The following is a 13,787-nucleotide window of genomic DNA, read 5'->3' as shown; positions in this document are numbered from 1 at the left end:
GGCCTCCCAAGCCCGCTTTTCATCTTGAGAGCGCGTCAGCGCGTTCGCTTGTGAAAGCGGTTTAAGAGCTTTGAAAAACGCGCGTAGCGCTCTCAAGAAAACGCGCTGACGCGCTCTCAAGATCAAAAGCCGGCTTGGGAGGCCACCGGGGGTGGAAGGGCGTCGGTTCGTCCCCCGTACGGCCTGCCGGAGGCAACCACCCTTCGCCCTTCTTGGCAACCGGTAAAGCTGGTTGCCAGGAAGGGCGAAGCGCGGTTGGGCTGCGCCCAGGCCGTACGGGGGACGAACCGAGGCCCTTCCTGTGGCTTGGCAAGCCCGAACACAAGCAGCGCCTTCGGCGCACAAGCAGCCCCTTCGGCGCAAAGTGGCACCTTCGGGGGTGACGGTGCCTGCGGCGTTCGGGTTTGTCAGAAGTTCACCGTTGGGCGCTACGGTCGGGTGGTTGTCAACCAATGGAGGGCTTCATGCGAGCGCTCAAGATCATCGCCATGGCTTCCGCCATCGCCCTGTCCGGCGCCGTCCCCGCCGCCGCGCTACCCGCCGCCTTACCCGCCTCCGCCGCCTTGGCCGCCGAGTCCCACTCCGAACGGATCCTCTTCAACGGCGGCAACGAGACGTTCAACGGGATCACCTACCACTCGTTCCGCATCCCGTCCCTCGTCCGCACCACCAACAACACCCTGCTCGCCTTCGTCGAAGGCCGCGCCACCCACAACGGCGACTACGGCAACATCAACCTCCTCTACAAGCGCTCCACCGACAACGGAGCCACCTGGTCCGGGCTCCGCGAAGTGGTCGGGTCCGGCCAAGGTGTCTGGGGCAACCCGACCGCCGTCGTCGACCGGTCGAACAACAAGATCTGGCTCTTCCTCAACCACCAGCCCGAAGGATCAGACCCGGTCAACTCCTGGGACGACCGGCAGGTCTGGCTCACCTCCAGCACCGACGACGGCCTCACCTGGGCCTCACCCACCAACATGTCGACCACCCTCAAGCCCCGCACCCTCGCCAACGGCGCGAGTTGGAACTGGGACGCGGTAGGCCCCGGAGTCGGCGTGCAGACCACAGTCCGCAACCCCGGTCGCCTCGTCATCCCCGCCCAGCACCGCAACATCTACAGCGACGACCACGGCGCGACCTGGCGCGTGCAAGTCATGCGCACGACCTCCGGTGCCGCGATGGAGCAGACCGGCGAATCGACCGTGCTCGAACTCGCCGACGGCACGCTGTACCGCAACGACCGGCCGACCACCGCCGCCTGGGAAGCCGACAAACGCAGGTTCGTCGCGCGGGGCACGATCGAAGGCGGGTTCAGCGCGTTCACCCCGGCCGGGTGCCTGCTCGACCCGAAGAGCGAAGCCTCGACCATGCGCTACAACTCCGACGCGCCCGCCCGCATCGCGTTCGTCAACTCGGCCAGCACCGAGACCCGGACCAAGATGCGCATCCGGATGAGCGAGGACGAAGGTCGCACGTGGAGCTACAGCCGGCCGTTCTCCGACGCGCCGCTCCCCGGCGAGAGCGCCACCTACAAGGAAGGCGGCTACTCCAGCATCGCCAAGACCGCCGACTACCACGTGGGCGCGCTGATCGAGGTCAACGAGAACACCTCCAGCAACTCCACCTCCCACCGCTCGATCGCGTTCCGCAAGGTCAACCTCCCGTGGATCAAGGGCGGGGTGTCCGAACCGGGGTGTGACGGCGGGATCTAGGTCGTCAGCCGCTTCCGGAAGAACTCCAGGACCTCGTCGCGCGCCCGCACGGTCGGGTGGCCTTCGCGATCGACCAGGTGAACCGTGACAACGCTGTGCGGGTACGGCACGTGCGTGGCGAAGAACGGCGGCACGTCGGGGTTCACGTCGTCGGGGAGTTCGCGGCCGGTGAAGCGGTCGCCCAGGGCCGGGGAGGTGCTGGTGGAGGCGGTGGCGCGCGGGGCGGACGTGGCCACCTCGTGCTCCGGGGCGTTCCTGCCGGCGGCGGTCGGGTTGCTGGACGGGCGGCGCGCGACGACGTCGTGGTGGCTGGCGCCCCTGTTCCGCCGCCTGCACCCGGCCGTGGAGTTGGACCGGAGGTGTCGGTGGCCGAGCGGTGGGCGCGGGCGCGGCTGGCGGAGGACGTGTCGGTGGGGGACGTCGCGGCGGCGGCGGGCATGTCGACCCGGACCTTCGCCCGCCGGGTGGAGCGCGCCACCGGTCTCTCCCCGGTCCGGTTCCTCCAGCGCCTCCGCGTGGAGACCGCGCTCGACCTGCTCGCCACGACCCGCCTGCCGGTGGACGAGATCGCCCGCCGCGTCGGCTACATCGACCCCACCACCCTGCGCCGGGTCCTGCGCCGCGAAACCGGTCGCAGCCCTCGCGACCTCCGGGGTCGGAATGCCTGACATCCGTCCTTAAGGTGGGTGCATGGGGTCGGTCAGGCAGGTCCAGATCACGTTCGATTGCGCGCAACCCGAGCGGGTGGCTCGTTTCTGGTGCGAGGTGTTGGGTTACGTCCCGCCGGCGGTGCCGGACGGGTTCGCCACCTGGGACGAGTACAACCTCTCGCTGCCGGAGGAGAAGCGCGATCGGTGGTTCGCGTGCAGCGACCCCACGGGTGTCGGTCCGCGGCTGTTCTTCCAGCGCGTCCCGGAGGGGAAGGTCGTCAAGAACCGCGTGCACATCGACGTCAGGGTCGGCACCGGCCTCGTCGGCGAAGAACGCCTTGCCGCACTCCAGGCCGAACAGGCGCGACTGGAGGCGCTCGGCGCGACGCACTTCGAAACCCTGTACGCCGACGGCGAGAACGAGTCGTGCGTCGTCATGCAAGACGTCGAGGGCAACGAGTTCTGCCTCGACTGAGTCACCGGGGCGCGGACAGGACCAGGCGACGGGCGAAGTTGGTGTAGCCCAAGCGTTCGAAGGACTTCGCCATCGGCTGGTTCGCCAGGTCCGTGTCCGCCCGGATCACGTCGGCACCCGCTTCCTCGGCCAGGAAGCGGGTGATCTCGGCCAGGATGTCGTCCACGTAGCCGTGGCCGCGGTGCTCGGGCAGCACGCCCAGGTACCCCACGGTGGCAGAGCCGGTGTTGCGCGAGGGCAGGCCGAAGCCGACCGGCTCACCCCGGCGGGGTTGTCCTGGTCGGGTGATCCCCACCAGACCGCGACGGCGTGGACGTCGTCGCCGTCCTCGGCGATCCAGGTCCACTCTGGACGGTACTCGCGGGTGGTCAGCCGGTCGCGGAAGGCGTCGGCGTCGCTCCAGGCGCCCACCTCGCCCGCGACGAGCAGCGGCAGGACGCGGTCGAGGTCGGCCTCGGTGGTGGGGCGGAAGATCACGGTGTCTCCTCGTGGTCGGTCAGGTGGAACAGCTCGGCCCACTGCCGCGCGGTCAGGTCGCGGGGCAGCGCGGTGTCGGCGAGGTGGCGGCGGGTCCAGCGGGACACGGCCGCCCGGCGGTTCGAAGGCACGGCCGCCGCGACCGCCTGCCGCGCGCCCCGCCCCCGTCCGGTGAAGGCGCGGCGCACGAAGTCCTGGTACGGGCCGCGCTGCCGCGCCGGCACCAGGGGCGTGGTCCGGCGGGTGATGGTCACCAGACCGCCGTCGACGCCGGGCCGGGGCGTGAACGCGGCGGCGGGCACCCGGCGCAGCAACGCGAAGTCGAACCACGGCCACCACTGCGCGGTCATCAGGGTCGCGCCACCCACCCCGGCCCGCCGCCGCGCGACCTCCCACTGCACCAGCAGGACGGCGGACGTCCAGTGACCGGCGCGCAGGACGCGGCGCAGCATCGCGGTGGTCTGGTGGAACGGGAGGTTGCCGACCAGCACGTGCGGCACGGCCGGGAGGCGGTGGGTGAGGAAGTCGCCCGCGACCACCGTGGTCGTCGGACCGACCTTGGCGGCCAGGGATGCGGCCAGCCGGCGGTCCACCTCGATCCCCGTCACGGGCCGGCCGAGCGCCTGCAACGGCAGGGTGAGGGCGCCGCCGCCCGCGCCGATCTCGACGATCGGCAGGTGCGGTGTCGCGGCGACCGCGTCGACCACGGCGGCGACGACGGTCCGGTCGGTGAGGAAGTTCTGGCCGAGTTCGTGCCGGCCCGGGAATTGCGTGCGCACTGCTGCTCCGCGGCTTCGTGGTGAGCCGGGCAGCGCTGGGAGCCGCCCGGCGTGGACACGCTGGAGCGGCGGAACTCGTCGTCGGTGCCGGACAAGCCGCCGCTAGGCGCGGCGGAGCCGGGTCAGAGCCGTGAAGGCGCAACACATGCGGCCGACCTTAGATCAAGGCCCATCCGTGCCGGAAACGGTTTTCGGTACGGATGGGCCCTTAAATCACTCCCTATCCTTACTAATCAGGGCTAGCATGGGGAACAATGAGTGACGATGTGTACTCCGTCGAGCAGGTCGCCGAACGCCTCGGCCTGCACGTCCGGACGGTCCGCGGCTACATCCGCACCGGCCGGCTCAAGGCGGTGCGGATCGGCAAGCAGTACCGGATCGCGCGCGCCGACCTCGCCGCCCTGCTCGGCCGGCCCGATCCGCCGCGGCGGGCGGTGGAGGTGTCGACGGTCGTCGAGGTGGACGGTGTCGACCGCGCGGGGGCGGACCGGTTGAGCACGCTCGTGCTGGCCGGCGTCGGCTCGGCGCCCGACCCCGCGGACCCGTTGCGCGTGCAGACCCTGTTCGACGAGGAGAGGAACCGGATGAAGTTCGTGGTGTTCGGCGGTCCCGCCGCCACCGCCGACCTGTTGCACCTGCTCGCCGCCGTGCTCGACGGCGACAACGGGCTGTTCGCGGCGGAGGTCGACGGTGGCTGACGTGGTGCGCGAGCGGGCCGGTGTGCAGGTGCTGGAGTGCGACCCGGACGGGCCGCCGATCGCGACCGTCGAGGACGCGCTGGGCATCATCGGCGCGGTGTTCCTCGGCGCGCGGGTGGCGGCGGTGCCGGCGCACCGGTTGGGGGAGCGGTTCTTCACGCTCGGCAACCGGTTCGCCGGCGAGATCATGCAAAAATTCGTCAACTACCAGATGCTGCTCGCCGTCGTCGGCGACATCTCCGAGCACCTGGCCGCCAGTTCGGCGCTGCGGGCGCTGGTCGCGGAGTCCAACGAGGCGGACCACGTGTGGTTCGTGCCCGACCTCGACGCGTTGGACGCCCGGCTGGCGGCCAGTCGGTAGCCTGGTGGACGTGGCGGAGGTCCCGGCGGACGTGGTGCAGGCGCTGCGGGCGCTGTCCAACCCGCTGCGGCTCCAGCTGCTGAGCTGGCTGCGCGACCCCGACCGCAACTTCGACCTGACCGGCGCGCTCGCCGACCCGCACGAGGTGGGGGTGTGCGTGAGCCACATCCAGGCCAAGGTGGGGCTCGCGCAGTCCACGGTGTCGGCGTACATGGCCGAACTCCAGCGCGCGGGCCTGGTGCGGGCCACGCGGGTGGGCAAGTGGACCCACTACAAGCGCGACGAACAGCGGATCGCCGAACTGGTCGCGCTGCTGGGCAAGGTGCTCTGACCGTCCACACCAGACCTTCGCGGGGCTGACTTGACGCTCAAATCGTAAATCCGCGATACTTCGATGCGTTTGCGGTGAGTGAGGGGGAGCCCGATGGGCAGCGTCAACGGACTGGACCTCGGCACGTACGGGGTGTGGACCTTCGACTTCGAGGACCAACCCGCCGGGGTCGTGCGCGATTCGGTCCAGGAGCTGGAGGAACTGGGCTGGCGGGCGGTGTGGGTGCCCGAGGTCGGCGGGCGGGAGGCGTTCTCGCTGGCCGGGTACCTGCTGGCGGCGACCCGGCGGATGGCCGTGGTCAACGGGATCGCGCAGATCTGGTCCCGGGACGCGACGGCGACCCGGGGCGCGAGCACCCTGCTCGCCGAGGCCTACCCGGACCGGCACGTCCTGGGCCTTGGCTTCGGCGGCAAGCCCCGCAAGGACGTCAAACCGCTGGCCGCGATGGCGGAGTACCTCGACGCGCTCGACCCGGCGGACGGGATCAGGCGCGTCCTGGCCGCGTACGGGCCGAAGATGCTGGAACTGTCCCGGGACCGGACGGACGGCGCGCACACCTACCACGTGAACGTGGCGCACACCGCGCAGGCGCGGGAGATCCTGGGGCCGGACGCGTTCCTCGGGGTGGAGCACGCGGTGCTGTTCGAGACGGACGCGGAGCGGGCGCGGGCGGTCGCGCGGGAGCACCTGGTGCCGTACCTGGCGACCCCGTACAACCTGGCCAAGTTCCGGCGGTTGGGCTACAGCGAGGAGGACGTCACCGGCGGCGGGAGCGACCGGCTGGTGGACGACCTGGTGTTCTGGGGAGACCTGGAGACCGTGGTGGACAAGCTGGGCGCGCACGTCGAGGCCGGCGCCGACCACGTGGGCGTGCAGGTCATCGGGGTCGCGAAGGGCGAGACCGCGATGCCCCGGTGGCGGGCGTTGGCCGAAGCGCTGGTGCCGGGCGGCGATCGGGTAGCGGTGGGGGTGTGATCGGCGCGCGGGGCGGGTGCGCCAGGATGGGCCGATGGGGTTCCTGCGTTCCCGCCGCCGCGTGCTCGTCATCGTGGCGGCGGTGGTGGTCCTGCTGCCGTTGAGTGGCGTCGGTGTGATGGCGTTGGCGAGTTCGCGCGGTTACCAGCTCTACGGCGGCCTGACCGATCGCGTGCGGACCTCCGAGAAGGTCGTGGCCCTGACCTTCGACGACGGCCCGCACCCCGCCGGGACCCGGCACCTACTGGACTCCCTGGCCCGCAAGGACATCCGCGCCACCTTCTACCTCACCGGCCGCGAACTGTCCGAACACCCGGAACTGGGCCGCGCGATCGCCACCGCCGGCCACGAGATCGGCAACCACTCCTACCACCACGAGCGGATGGTGTTCGTGACACCGCGTTTCGTGGCGGAGGAGGTGGAGCGCACGGACGAACGCATCCGCGACACCGGCTACCGGGGCGAGATCACCTTCCGCCCGCCGAACGGCAAGAAGCTGTTCGCCCTGCCGCAGTACCTGCACGAGCACCACCGCAAGACCGTCATGTGGGACGTCGAACCCGACTCCAGCGCGGAGGCCGCGAAGCGGGGGACGGACGAGATCGTCCGGGCCACCCTCGCCGAGGTCCGACCCGGCTCGATCGTGCTGCTGCACGGCATGTACCCGGGCCGGGACAGGACCAGGGCGGCCGTCGAGCCGATCGTCGACGGCTTGCGCGAACGCGGCTACCGCTTCGTCACGGTGTCGGAACTGCTGACCCTGGGCCCGGACGACTGACCCGGGTTCGCAAGTCCCCGGCCTCCGTCGAGCTGACCGCGCGCGGCCGCCACGAACGCCCGCATCAGGCCGTAATCCTTGACCCCTCGGCTCGACTCCACCCCGCTCGACACGTCCACACCCCACGGCCGGGCCTGGGAGATCGCCTCGGCGACGTTGTCCGGGTCCAGACCGCCCGCGAGCAGCCACTGCCCGTCCGGGCGCGCGCCGTCGAGGGCGGTGAGGTCCCAGCGGTGGCCCGAGCCGGCGTCGGGGGAGTCGAGCAGCAGCATGTCCTCGCCGTACGCGCCGACCCGGACGTCGGTAGTCGGGGTGAGGCTGACGGCCCGGATCAGCGGGACGTCGAGGGCCGAGACTTCCTCGAACGCCGAGCGCGGGTAGTCGCCGTGCAGCTGGACGGCTCCGACGCCGGCCAAACCCGCGAGCCTGACCACCTCGGCCGCGTCGACCCCCCGGAAGACACCGACGGACAGCACGCCCGGCGGGACCTCGCGGACCAGGGCGCGGGCGGTGTCGGCGTCGATCTGGCGGGGGCTCGCGGTGAGCACGAAACCGACCGCGTCGGCGCCGGCGTCCACGGCGGTGGCCACGTCGGAGGGGGTCCGCAGGCCGCACAACTTCACGTACACCCCGCGAACGCTATCCCGCCCCGGCTGCGGTCACTCCCGGAGGGTTCGAGTGCGCAGGGCTCGGGTGCGCGGCGCCAGGAGGGCTTCGAAGTTTGCCTCACCAGCCCGCCGCGCCCTCGAAGGAGGTCGCGGCGGGCTCGTACCCGAGCCGGGTGCGGGCGGCGGTCGTGTCGAGCGTGCGCTCGTGGGCCAGGTGGCTGATCGCGTACCTGGTCAGACGCGGCGGACCAGGGGCACGGGCCAGCCGCCAAACCGTCTCCGCGACCGCCGCCAACGGCCACGCCACCCGCAGCGGGATGTGCCGGATGCGGACGTCCAGACCGCGTTCGGCCAACAATGCGCGCAAGGCGTCTTCCAGCACGACGGGTTCGGCGTCGGCCACGTTGTAGACGCCCGGCTCGCCCGTGCACGCCAGGAGGGTCGCCTGGACCAGGTTGTCGATCGACGTCAGGGACTGCCGCGCCCGCCCGTCCCCCACCAGGAACAACGTCCGCCCCCGGATCGCGCTCAGCACGCGCGGCAACAGCGTCGGATCACCCGGGCCGTACACGGCGTGCGGCCGGAGGATCACCGCGTCCGGCCGCCCCATGACCAACCGCTCCGCCTCGGCTTTCGTTGCGCCGTAAGGAGTCAGGTAGCGCGAGACGGGCGCGGCCGACTCGACGGCGTTGACGTTGGGCGTGAACGGGTCGTACACGCTCGCCGACGACATGTGCACGAACCGCACGCCCGGGAAGGACTCCAGCACGTGCCGGGTCCCGTCCACGTTGACCCGCCGGATGCGCTCCGCCGACCCCCAGTCGGTGACCGCCGCCGCCGAGTGGACCACGGCGTCGACCTGCGGTGCCTCAACGAGTGGACCTGCGACGATGTCCCAGTCCCGCGACCCGTAGGCGTGCACCTGCCAGCCCCGGGCCTCGGCGGCCCGCCGGACCGCTCCGCCCACGAACCCGGTCGCCCCGGTGACCGCGAGCCGCATCACCGGGCCAGCCTCGCGCGCAGCGCGGACCGGTCGACCTTGCGCGTCCGCCCGGCGACCGGCAGTTCGGGCAGCACCGTGATCTCGTCGGGCAGGGCGGAGGCGTCGACGATCCCCGGCAACGCGGCCCGAACGCGGTCGGCCAGGCCCGGACCGGCGTCCGGCGCGGGCACCAGGGCCAGCACGATCCGCTCGTCGCCGATCTCGTCCGGCACCCCGACCAGCACCGCCGCCGCCACCCCGGGCAGGTCGGCGATCACCGGCTCGTGCAGCCCGGGGTACACGTTGGTCCCGCCGCGCAGGATCATGTCCTTCTTCCGGCCGGTCAGCACGATCCGGTCGCCGTCCAGGCGGGCCAGGTCGCCGGTGGCGTGCTCGGTCATCGGCGGTTCGCCCAGGTAGCCGCGGCACATGTTCGGCCCGGACACCAGCAGTTCGCCGTCGTCGGCGAGCCGCGCCCGCACGCCGGGCAGCGGGCGGCCCAGCAGGTCGCCGCCGTGCGCGATCTTCTCCTCGGCGGTGGCGATCGCGACGGGCAGGATCTCCGTCATCCCGTACACGGCCAGGAACTCCACGTCCGGCAGCGCTCGGCGTGCCCGCTTGAGCAGCGGCGGCAGGACGGGCGCGGACCCGAGCAGGACCTGCCGCAGGGTTCCGGGCAGTGGCACCCCGCTGTCGAGGACGGCGGCGAGGTCGGTGGGGACCAGGAAGGTGTGGGTGGCGTCGTCGAGGCCGGCGGCGAGGGCGCGCGGGTCGGCGGCCGGCGCGAAGCCGTGGGGCGGCATGGACCAGTGCGCGCCGGCGACCAGCGCGGGCAGGCCCAGCATCATCTGGTCGGTGTGCACGCGGGTGTCCGGGCCGAGTGCACACCGCGTGGCCAGGGCGTCCAGCGCGGCGGCGAGCGAACCCCGGGTGTGCACCACCGCCTTCGGCGCGGACGTCGTGCCGGAGGTGAACACGATGACCGCGTCCTGGTCCGGGTCGGGCTCCGGGACGGGCGCGTCGGCGACCGGTTTCGCCAAGGACTTCGTGGACACCGCGCCGAGCGGCACACCGGGCAGCCACGGCCCGGACCTGATGTGCCGCACCGGGAGCGCGGCGTAGTTCGGCAGCAGTACGCCCCGCCGGCGGGCCAGTGCCCGCAGCGGCCCGGGGACGCTCGCCGCGTACAGCACGGACTCGGCCGCCGCCCACCCCGCCGCGGCGAGTTCGGTGCGCCGGGCGAACAGCGTCGGCCCGACGCCGGGGTCGACGAACACCACCGTGCCGCCGGCCGCGACCGTGCCCAGGGCCAGGACGATGGCGTCCGGGCCGGGGCGGACGGAGAACAGCATTCGGGTACCGGGGGTGAACCCCTTGGCCCGCAACCGTTGTGCGGTGCTCAGCACCCTGGCCGACAGCTCCGCGTGGGTCAGCGTCCGGCCTCGTGCGTCGGTCAACGCGGGCCGGGGACCGTGCTCGCGGCCTGCCCGCAACACCTCCACCAGCAGGTCAGCCACGCCGCACCACCAGCCTCTCGTAGCACGGGATCAACACCCGCCGCGCCGCCCGACGGTCCACAACGGACAGTGGCGCGCTGTCCAGCACCGCGTCCAGAACGGCGCGGATCTCCGCGTACGCCAACGGCATCCCCAGGCAGAAGTGCGGACCCGCCCCGAACCACAGCTGCCGCACGTCCGGCGGGTGCGGTCGGTCCGGGTCGAACGACCCCAGCGCCCGCGCCGCCGAGATGGTCGCGATCACCACCCGGTCCCCGGCCCGCACCCGCACCCCGCCCACCTCAGCGTCGGCGGCGGCACTGCGCAGCATGACCGGCGAAGGCACGGTGACCCGCAACGCTTCCGCGACCACGTCGTCGGTCCGGGTGCGGTCCTGCGCGAGCCGGTCCAGCCACCCGGTGTCGTGCAGCAGCTCGACCAGGCGCGGGATGTAGGAGACCAGGGTCTCGGTGCCGGTGAGGACGAACGCCGCCACCGCGCCCAGCGCTTCCTCTTCGGTGAGCCCGAGTTCGCGCATCCGGCCGGGCACGGTGGCCGGGTCGCCTTGAGCGTAGGCCTGCGCGGCGGGCCGGGTCAGTGTGCCCAGCGCCTGCCGGCCGTGCCGGACCTGAGCCGGGGTCAGCGACGGCCGGCCCAGCCGGATCATCGACGTGATGGCCGTGCCCGCCGCGTGCGCCGCGACGGCCTCGCCGGGCTCCAGCCCGACGAGTTCGCAGATCACCGCGCCCACCAGCCGCCGCACCACCTGGACGAGGTCCACCGGCCCGGCGGCGAGGTCGTCCCGCAGGCGTTTCATGGGCTCGTCGGCCACCCGGGCGCACAGGTCGGCGACGCTGCGGGGCGTGAACAGGCCGGACAGCTTGCGGCGCAGCTCGGCGTGGGCCGGGCCTTCCATGTTCAGCAGCACGGTCGGGCCGACCACGGGCGTCCACAGGTCGGCGGGCGAGCCCGGACCGGTCTTGGTGAAGTGCGCCGGGTCGTTGAGGACCCGCTTGGCGATCCCGGCGTCGCTGACCACCACGCCGACCCGGGGCACGCGGACGACCGGCGCGATCCGGCCGATGCCGCGCACCAGCGGGTAGGCCAGCGGGTGCGCGGCGAGTTGGAGCTTGAGTTCCCAGTTCACCGGATGTCCACGATCTCCGGGCGGTACCGGTGGTCCGCGTACCAGGCCAGGGTCTTGCGAAGGCCCCACGCCTGCGCCCGCCGCGACGAGCCGTGCACGACGACGTCCCGGCGCAGCCCGTACGCGCGGGTGTGCCGGCGGACGGCGTTGACCAGCGCCCGGTCCTCGTGCAGGTCCTCGATCCGCGACCGGGGGAACCCGCCGGCCAGCGCGTACAGCTCGGCGGTGATCGCCATGTTGCAGCCCGCCGTCATCACGTACGGGCCGAGGTAGCGCGGGTCCCGGTTGCCGGGGCGGATCTTGCCGAACAGGGAGGCGACCTCGACGGCGGCGACCAGCACCCACCGCTTGACCGCCGGCAGCCCTTCGTCCTCGCGCGGCAACAACTGTCCGGACACCAGCCGCAGGCCGTCGTCGAACGCGGCCTTGACGCGGGCCGTCCAGTCAGGGGCCGGCAGGCAGTCGGCGTCGGTGCGGGCCAGCCACCGCGCGCCCTGCCCGATCGCGTACCGCATCCCGGTGTCGGCGGCGGCCCCGGTGCCCTTCTCCGGCTCGTGGACGATCTCCAGGCGCAGGTCGGGGTTCTCCTTGGCGAACCGGCGCACGACGTCCACTGTGGAGTCGGTGGAGTTGTTGTCCACCACCACGAGCGTGAAGTCCGAGTCTTGTTGCGCGGCCAACGCTTCCAGCGTCGCCGTGATCCCGCGTTCCTCGTTGTACGCGGGCACGACCACCCACAGGCTCACAGCCGCACCACCACCATGCCCAGGCTGACGCCGCCCGCCAGGCCGACCAGCGCGACCAGGTCACCCGGTCCGCAGCGGCCCATCCGCTGGGCGGTGACCAGTTGCAGCGGCAGGCTCGCGGAGGCGACGTTGCCGTGCTCGGGCAGCGTGACCACCAGCTTGTCCTTCGGCACGCCCACCCGGTCGGCGAAGACGTCGAGGTAGGGCAGGGAGACCTGGTGCACGCCGACCACGGCGAAGTCGTCCCAGGTCAGGCCGAGCCGGTCCAGGGTGTCGTCCAGGATGCCGCTGCCCAGCCCGAGGAACGCGGTCTTGAGCCGCGCGCCGTCGAGGTCGAAGTAGGTGAACTCGGGGTCGCGCGGGTGCTGCGACCCGCCGGCGGGCAGGGTGCCGACGTCCCACTGCGTCGAGTCGGCGGTGAACCCGCAGCCCACCACCCCGGCCTCGCCCTCGGTGAGCAGCAGCGCCGCGCCCGCGTCGGACAGCGTGTAGCCGGGGAAGGCCCGCAGGAACTCCCGCAGCCCGCCGACGTCCCACCGCACCGCCCGCGACGGTGACTCACCGCTCGCGATCAGAACCGTGCGGTAACGGCCCGTCGAGATCAGGGCGTCGGCGACCTCGATCGCGTTGAGCACGCTGTTGCAGGCGTTCTTGACGTCCATCACCGGGCAGCGCAGCTCCAGCTTCGCCGCCACGATGTGCGCGGTCGCGGGCTCCACCATGTCCTGGCTGGCGGAGGCGAACAGCAGGAGGTCGACGTCCCCCGGCTCGGTCCCCGTGTCCGCCAACAACTTCCGCGCCGCCGCCACCGCCAGGTCCGACGCCTGCTCGTCGTCGCGCATCACGTGCCGCGAGTCGATCCCCGTCAACCGGCGGATGAGCCCGGCCGGCGGCAGGAACGGCCCCACCCGCCGCTCCACCTCCTCCGTGCTCACCTGCCGTTCCGGCAGATGCACCGCCACACCGGCCAACCGTGTCCCCACTCCGGCACCTCCTGCGTGCACGCTATATGCGGGTGCGGTCGACCGACGTCGGTAGAACTACTCGGTTGGCGCACCGGGGTGCTCCGCGGATTCGCGCGACGGCCACTCTCCGTAGGTTCGGCCCGGTCAGCAGGTCCTTCGGCGGGAATGGCGATGACGGTCGACGCGCACGAGGCGCCGCAGGTCCAGCGGGCGAACGAGAGCGGACGCACACCCATGGTGTTCATCCACGGCCTGTGGCTGCTGCCGAGCAGTTTGGGACCGGTGGGCGGCGGTGTTCGAGGACGCGGGCTACGCCCCGGCGACGGTGGGGTGGCCGAGCGACCCGGACACGGTGGCCGAGGCGAACGCCCACCCGGAGAAGCCCCGGACCCGTCGAGCGGGCACCGACCGCGCCCACCCGCAGTTCCGCCATGCCGTGCGCGCAGCGCCTTGCCGTGCGCGCAGCGCCTTGCCGTGCGGGCAGCGCCTTGCCGTGCGGGCAGCGCCTTGCCGTGCGGGCAGCGCCTTGCCGTGCGGGCAGCGCCTTGCCGTGCGGGCAGCGCCTTGCCGTGCGGGCAGCGCCTTGCCGTGCGGGCAGCGCCTTGCC

At 72.4% G+C, this 13,787-nt stretch carries 18 protein-coding genes; 8 read left to right on the top strand and 10 right to left on the bottom strand.

Translation table 11 applies throughout. From position 1 onward, the window contains the following. Positions 1-464: 464 nt before the first annotated feature. Complete coding sequence (locus RIN75_RS38425) at positions 465-1,712, top strand: sialidase family protein (RefSeq protein WP_309117022.1); 1,248 nt, start codon at positions 465-467, stop codon at positions 1,710-1,712. Here the strand turns inward: RIN75_RS38425 and RIN75_RS38420 are convergent. Then, positions 1,709-1,948, bottom strand: coding sequence for a hypothetical protein (locus RIN75_RS38420; RefSeq protein ID WP_309117021.1), 240 nt, complete (start codon positions 1,946-1,948; stop codon positions 1,709-1,711). The two genes, RIN75_RS38425 and RIN75_RS38420, sit on opposite strands and share 4 nt — an antisense overlap. 129 nt (positions 1,949-2,077) lie before the next feature. Here RIN75_RS38420 and RIN75_RS38415 point away from each other — a divergent pair, with 129 nt between their 5' ends. Then, positions 2,078-2,380, top strand: coding sequence for a helix-turn-helix domain-containing protein (locus tag RIN75_RS38415; protein ID WP_309117020.1), 303 nt, complete (start codon positions 2,078-2,080; stop codon positions 2,378-2,380). Positions 2,381-2,402: 22 nt separating this feature from the next. After that, entirely contained in the window at positions 2,403-2,837 is a 435-nt protein-coding gene (locus RIN75_RS38410; protein ID WP_309117019.1) for a VOC family protein, read from the top strand. Position 2,838: 1 nt separating this feature from the next. Here RIN75_RS38410 and RIN75_RS38405 read toward each other — a convergent pair whose 3' ends face one another. Continuing rightward, on the bottom strand, positions 2,839-3,183 hold the full coding sequence (locus RIN75_RS38405; RefSeq protein ID WP_309117018.1) for a GNAT family N-acetyltransferase: 345 nt from the start codon (positions 3,181-3,183) through the stop codon (positions 2,839-2,841). 127 nt (positions 3,184-3,310) lie between these two features. Next, positions 3,311-4,093, bottom strand: coding sequence for a 23S ribosomal RNA methyltransferase Erm (gene erm / locus RIN75_RS38400; RefSeq protein ID WP_309117017.1), 783 nt, complete (start codon positions 4,091-4,093; stop codon positions 3,311-3,313). Between the two features lie 254 nt (positions 4,094-4,347). Here erm and RIN75_RS38395 point away from each other — a divergent pair, with 254 nt between their 5' ends. The 5 genes from RIN75_RS38395 (at position 4,348) to RIN75_RS38375 (ending at position 7,236) form a co-directional block, all read left to right on the top strand. Then, positions 4,348-4,791, top strand: coding sequence for a helix-turn-helix domain-containing protein (locus RIN75_RS38395; RefSeq protein WP_309117016.1), 444 nt, complete (start codon positions 4,348-4,350; stop codon positions 4,789-4,791). After that, entirely contained in the window at positions 4,784-5,152 is a 369-nt protein-coding gene (locus tag RIN75_RS38390) for a DUF4180 domain-containing protein (RefSeq protein ID WP_309117015.1), read from the top strand. The genes RIN75_RS38395 and RIN75_RS38390 overlap by 8 nt, the downstream gene beginning before the upstream one ends. A gap of 10 nt (positions 5,153-5,162) precedes the next feature. After that, positions 5,163-5,483: a metalloregulator ArsR/SmtB family transcription factor gene (locus tag RIN75_RS38385; protein ID WP_309117014.1), complete on the top strand. Its 321-nt coding sequence runs from the start codon at positions 5,163-5,165 to the stop codon at positions 5,481-5,483. Between the two features lie 93 nt (positions 5,484-5,576). Next, positions 5,577-6,458 carry a TIGR03620 family F420-dependent LLM class oxidoreductase gene (locus RIN75_RS38380; RefSeq protein WP_309117013.1) on the top strand — a complete coding sequence of 294 codons (882 nt, stop codon included), beginning with the start codon at positions 5,577-5,579 and terminating at the stop codon, positions 6,456-6,458. Between the two features lie 34 nt (positions 6,459-6,492). Beyond that, positions 6,493-7,236: a polysaccharide deacetylase family protein gene (locus RIN75_RS38375; protein ID WP_309117012.1), complete on the top strand. Its 744-nt coding sequence runs from the start codon at positions 6,493-6,495 to the stop codon at positions 7,234-7,236. On the opposite strand, the gene RIN75_RS38370 is transcribed toward RIN75_RS38375, so the two are convergent. The 7 genes from RIN75_RS38370 to RIN75_RS38340 form a co-directional block, all read right to left on the bottom strand. Beyond that, a complete protein-coding gene (locus tag RIN75_RS38370) occupies positions 7,185-7,865 on the bottom strand; it encodes a phosphoribosylanthranilate isomerase (protein WP_309117011.1) in 681 nt (226 codons plus the stop codon). The genes RIN75_RS38375 and RIN75_RS38370 overlap by 52 nt on opposite strands. Before the next feature lie 97 nt (positions 7,866-7,962). Beyond that, complete coding sequence (locus RIN75_RS38365) at positions 7,963-8,844, bottom strand: NAD-dependent epimerase/dehydratase family protein (protein WP_309117024.1); 882 nt, start codon at positions 8,842-8,844, stop codon at positions 7,963-7,965. Then, positions 8,844-10,343, bottom strand: a complete 1,500-nt coding sequence (locus tag RIN75_RS38360; RefSeq protein WP_309117010.1) for a class I adenylate-forming enzyme family protein — start codon at positions 10,341-10,343, stop codon at positions 8,844-8,846. Before RIN75_RS38360 ends, RIN75_RS38365 begins: the two co-directional genes overlap by 1 nt. Further along, positions 10,336-11,469 (bottom strand): cytochrome P450, encoded by a 1,134-nt coding sequence (locus RIN75_RS38355; protein ID WP_309117009.1) that lies wholly within the window; start codon positions 11,467-11,469, stop codon positions 10,336-10,338. The genes RIN75_RS38360 and RIN75_RS38355 overlap by 8 nt, the downstream gene beginning before the upstream one ends. After that, positions 11,466-12,215: a glycosyltransferase gene (locus RIN75_RS38350; RefSeq protein WP_309117008.1), complete on the bottom strand. Its 750-nt coding sequence runs from the start codon at positions 12,213-12,215 to the stop codon at positions 11,466-11,468. Before RIN75_RS38350 ends, RIN75_RS38355 begins: the two co-directional genes overlap by 4 nt. Continuing rightward, positions 12,212-13,198 carry a ketoacyl-ACP synthase III gene (locus tag RIN75_RS38345; RefSeq protein WP_309117007.1) on the bottom strand — a complete coding sequence of 329 codons (987 nt, stop codon included), beginning with the start codon at positions 13,196-13,198 and terminating at the stop codon, positions 12,212-12,214. Before RIN75_RS38345 ends, RIN75_RS38350 begins: the two co-directional genes overlap by 4 nt. A gap of 291 nt (positions 13,199-13,489) precedes the next feature. Beyond that, positions 13,490-13,787, bottom strand: a 298-nt coding sequence (locus RIN75_RS38340; RefSeq protein ID WP_309117006.1) for a hypothetical protein, incomplete at its 5' end; no start/stop codon positions are given.

Origin of the sequence: Saccharothrix sp., from assembly GCF_031180885.1 — a bacterium.
Taxonomy (GTDB): domain Bacteria; phylum Actinomycetota; class Actinomycetes; order Mycobacteriales; family Pseudonocardiaceae; genus Actinosynnema.
The sequence above is the reverse complement of the archived record's forward strand: the minus strand, read 5'-3'. Positions and strand labels throughout refer to the sequence as shown.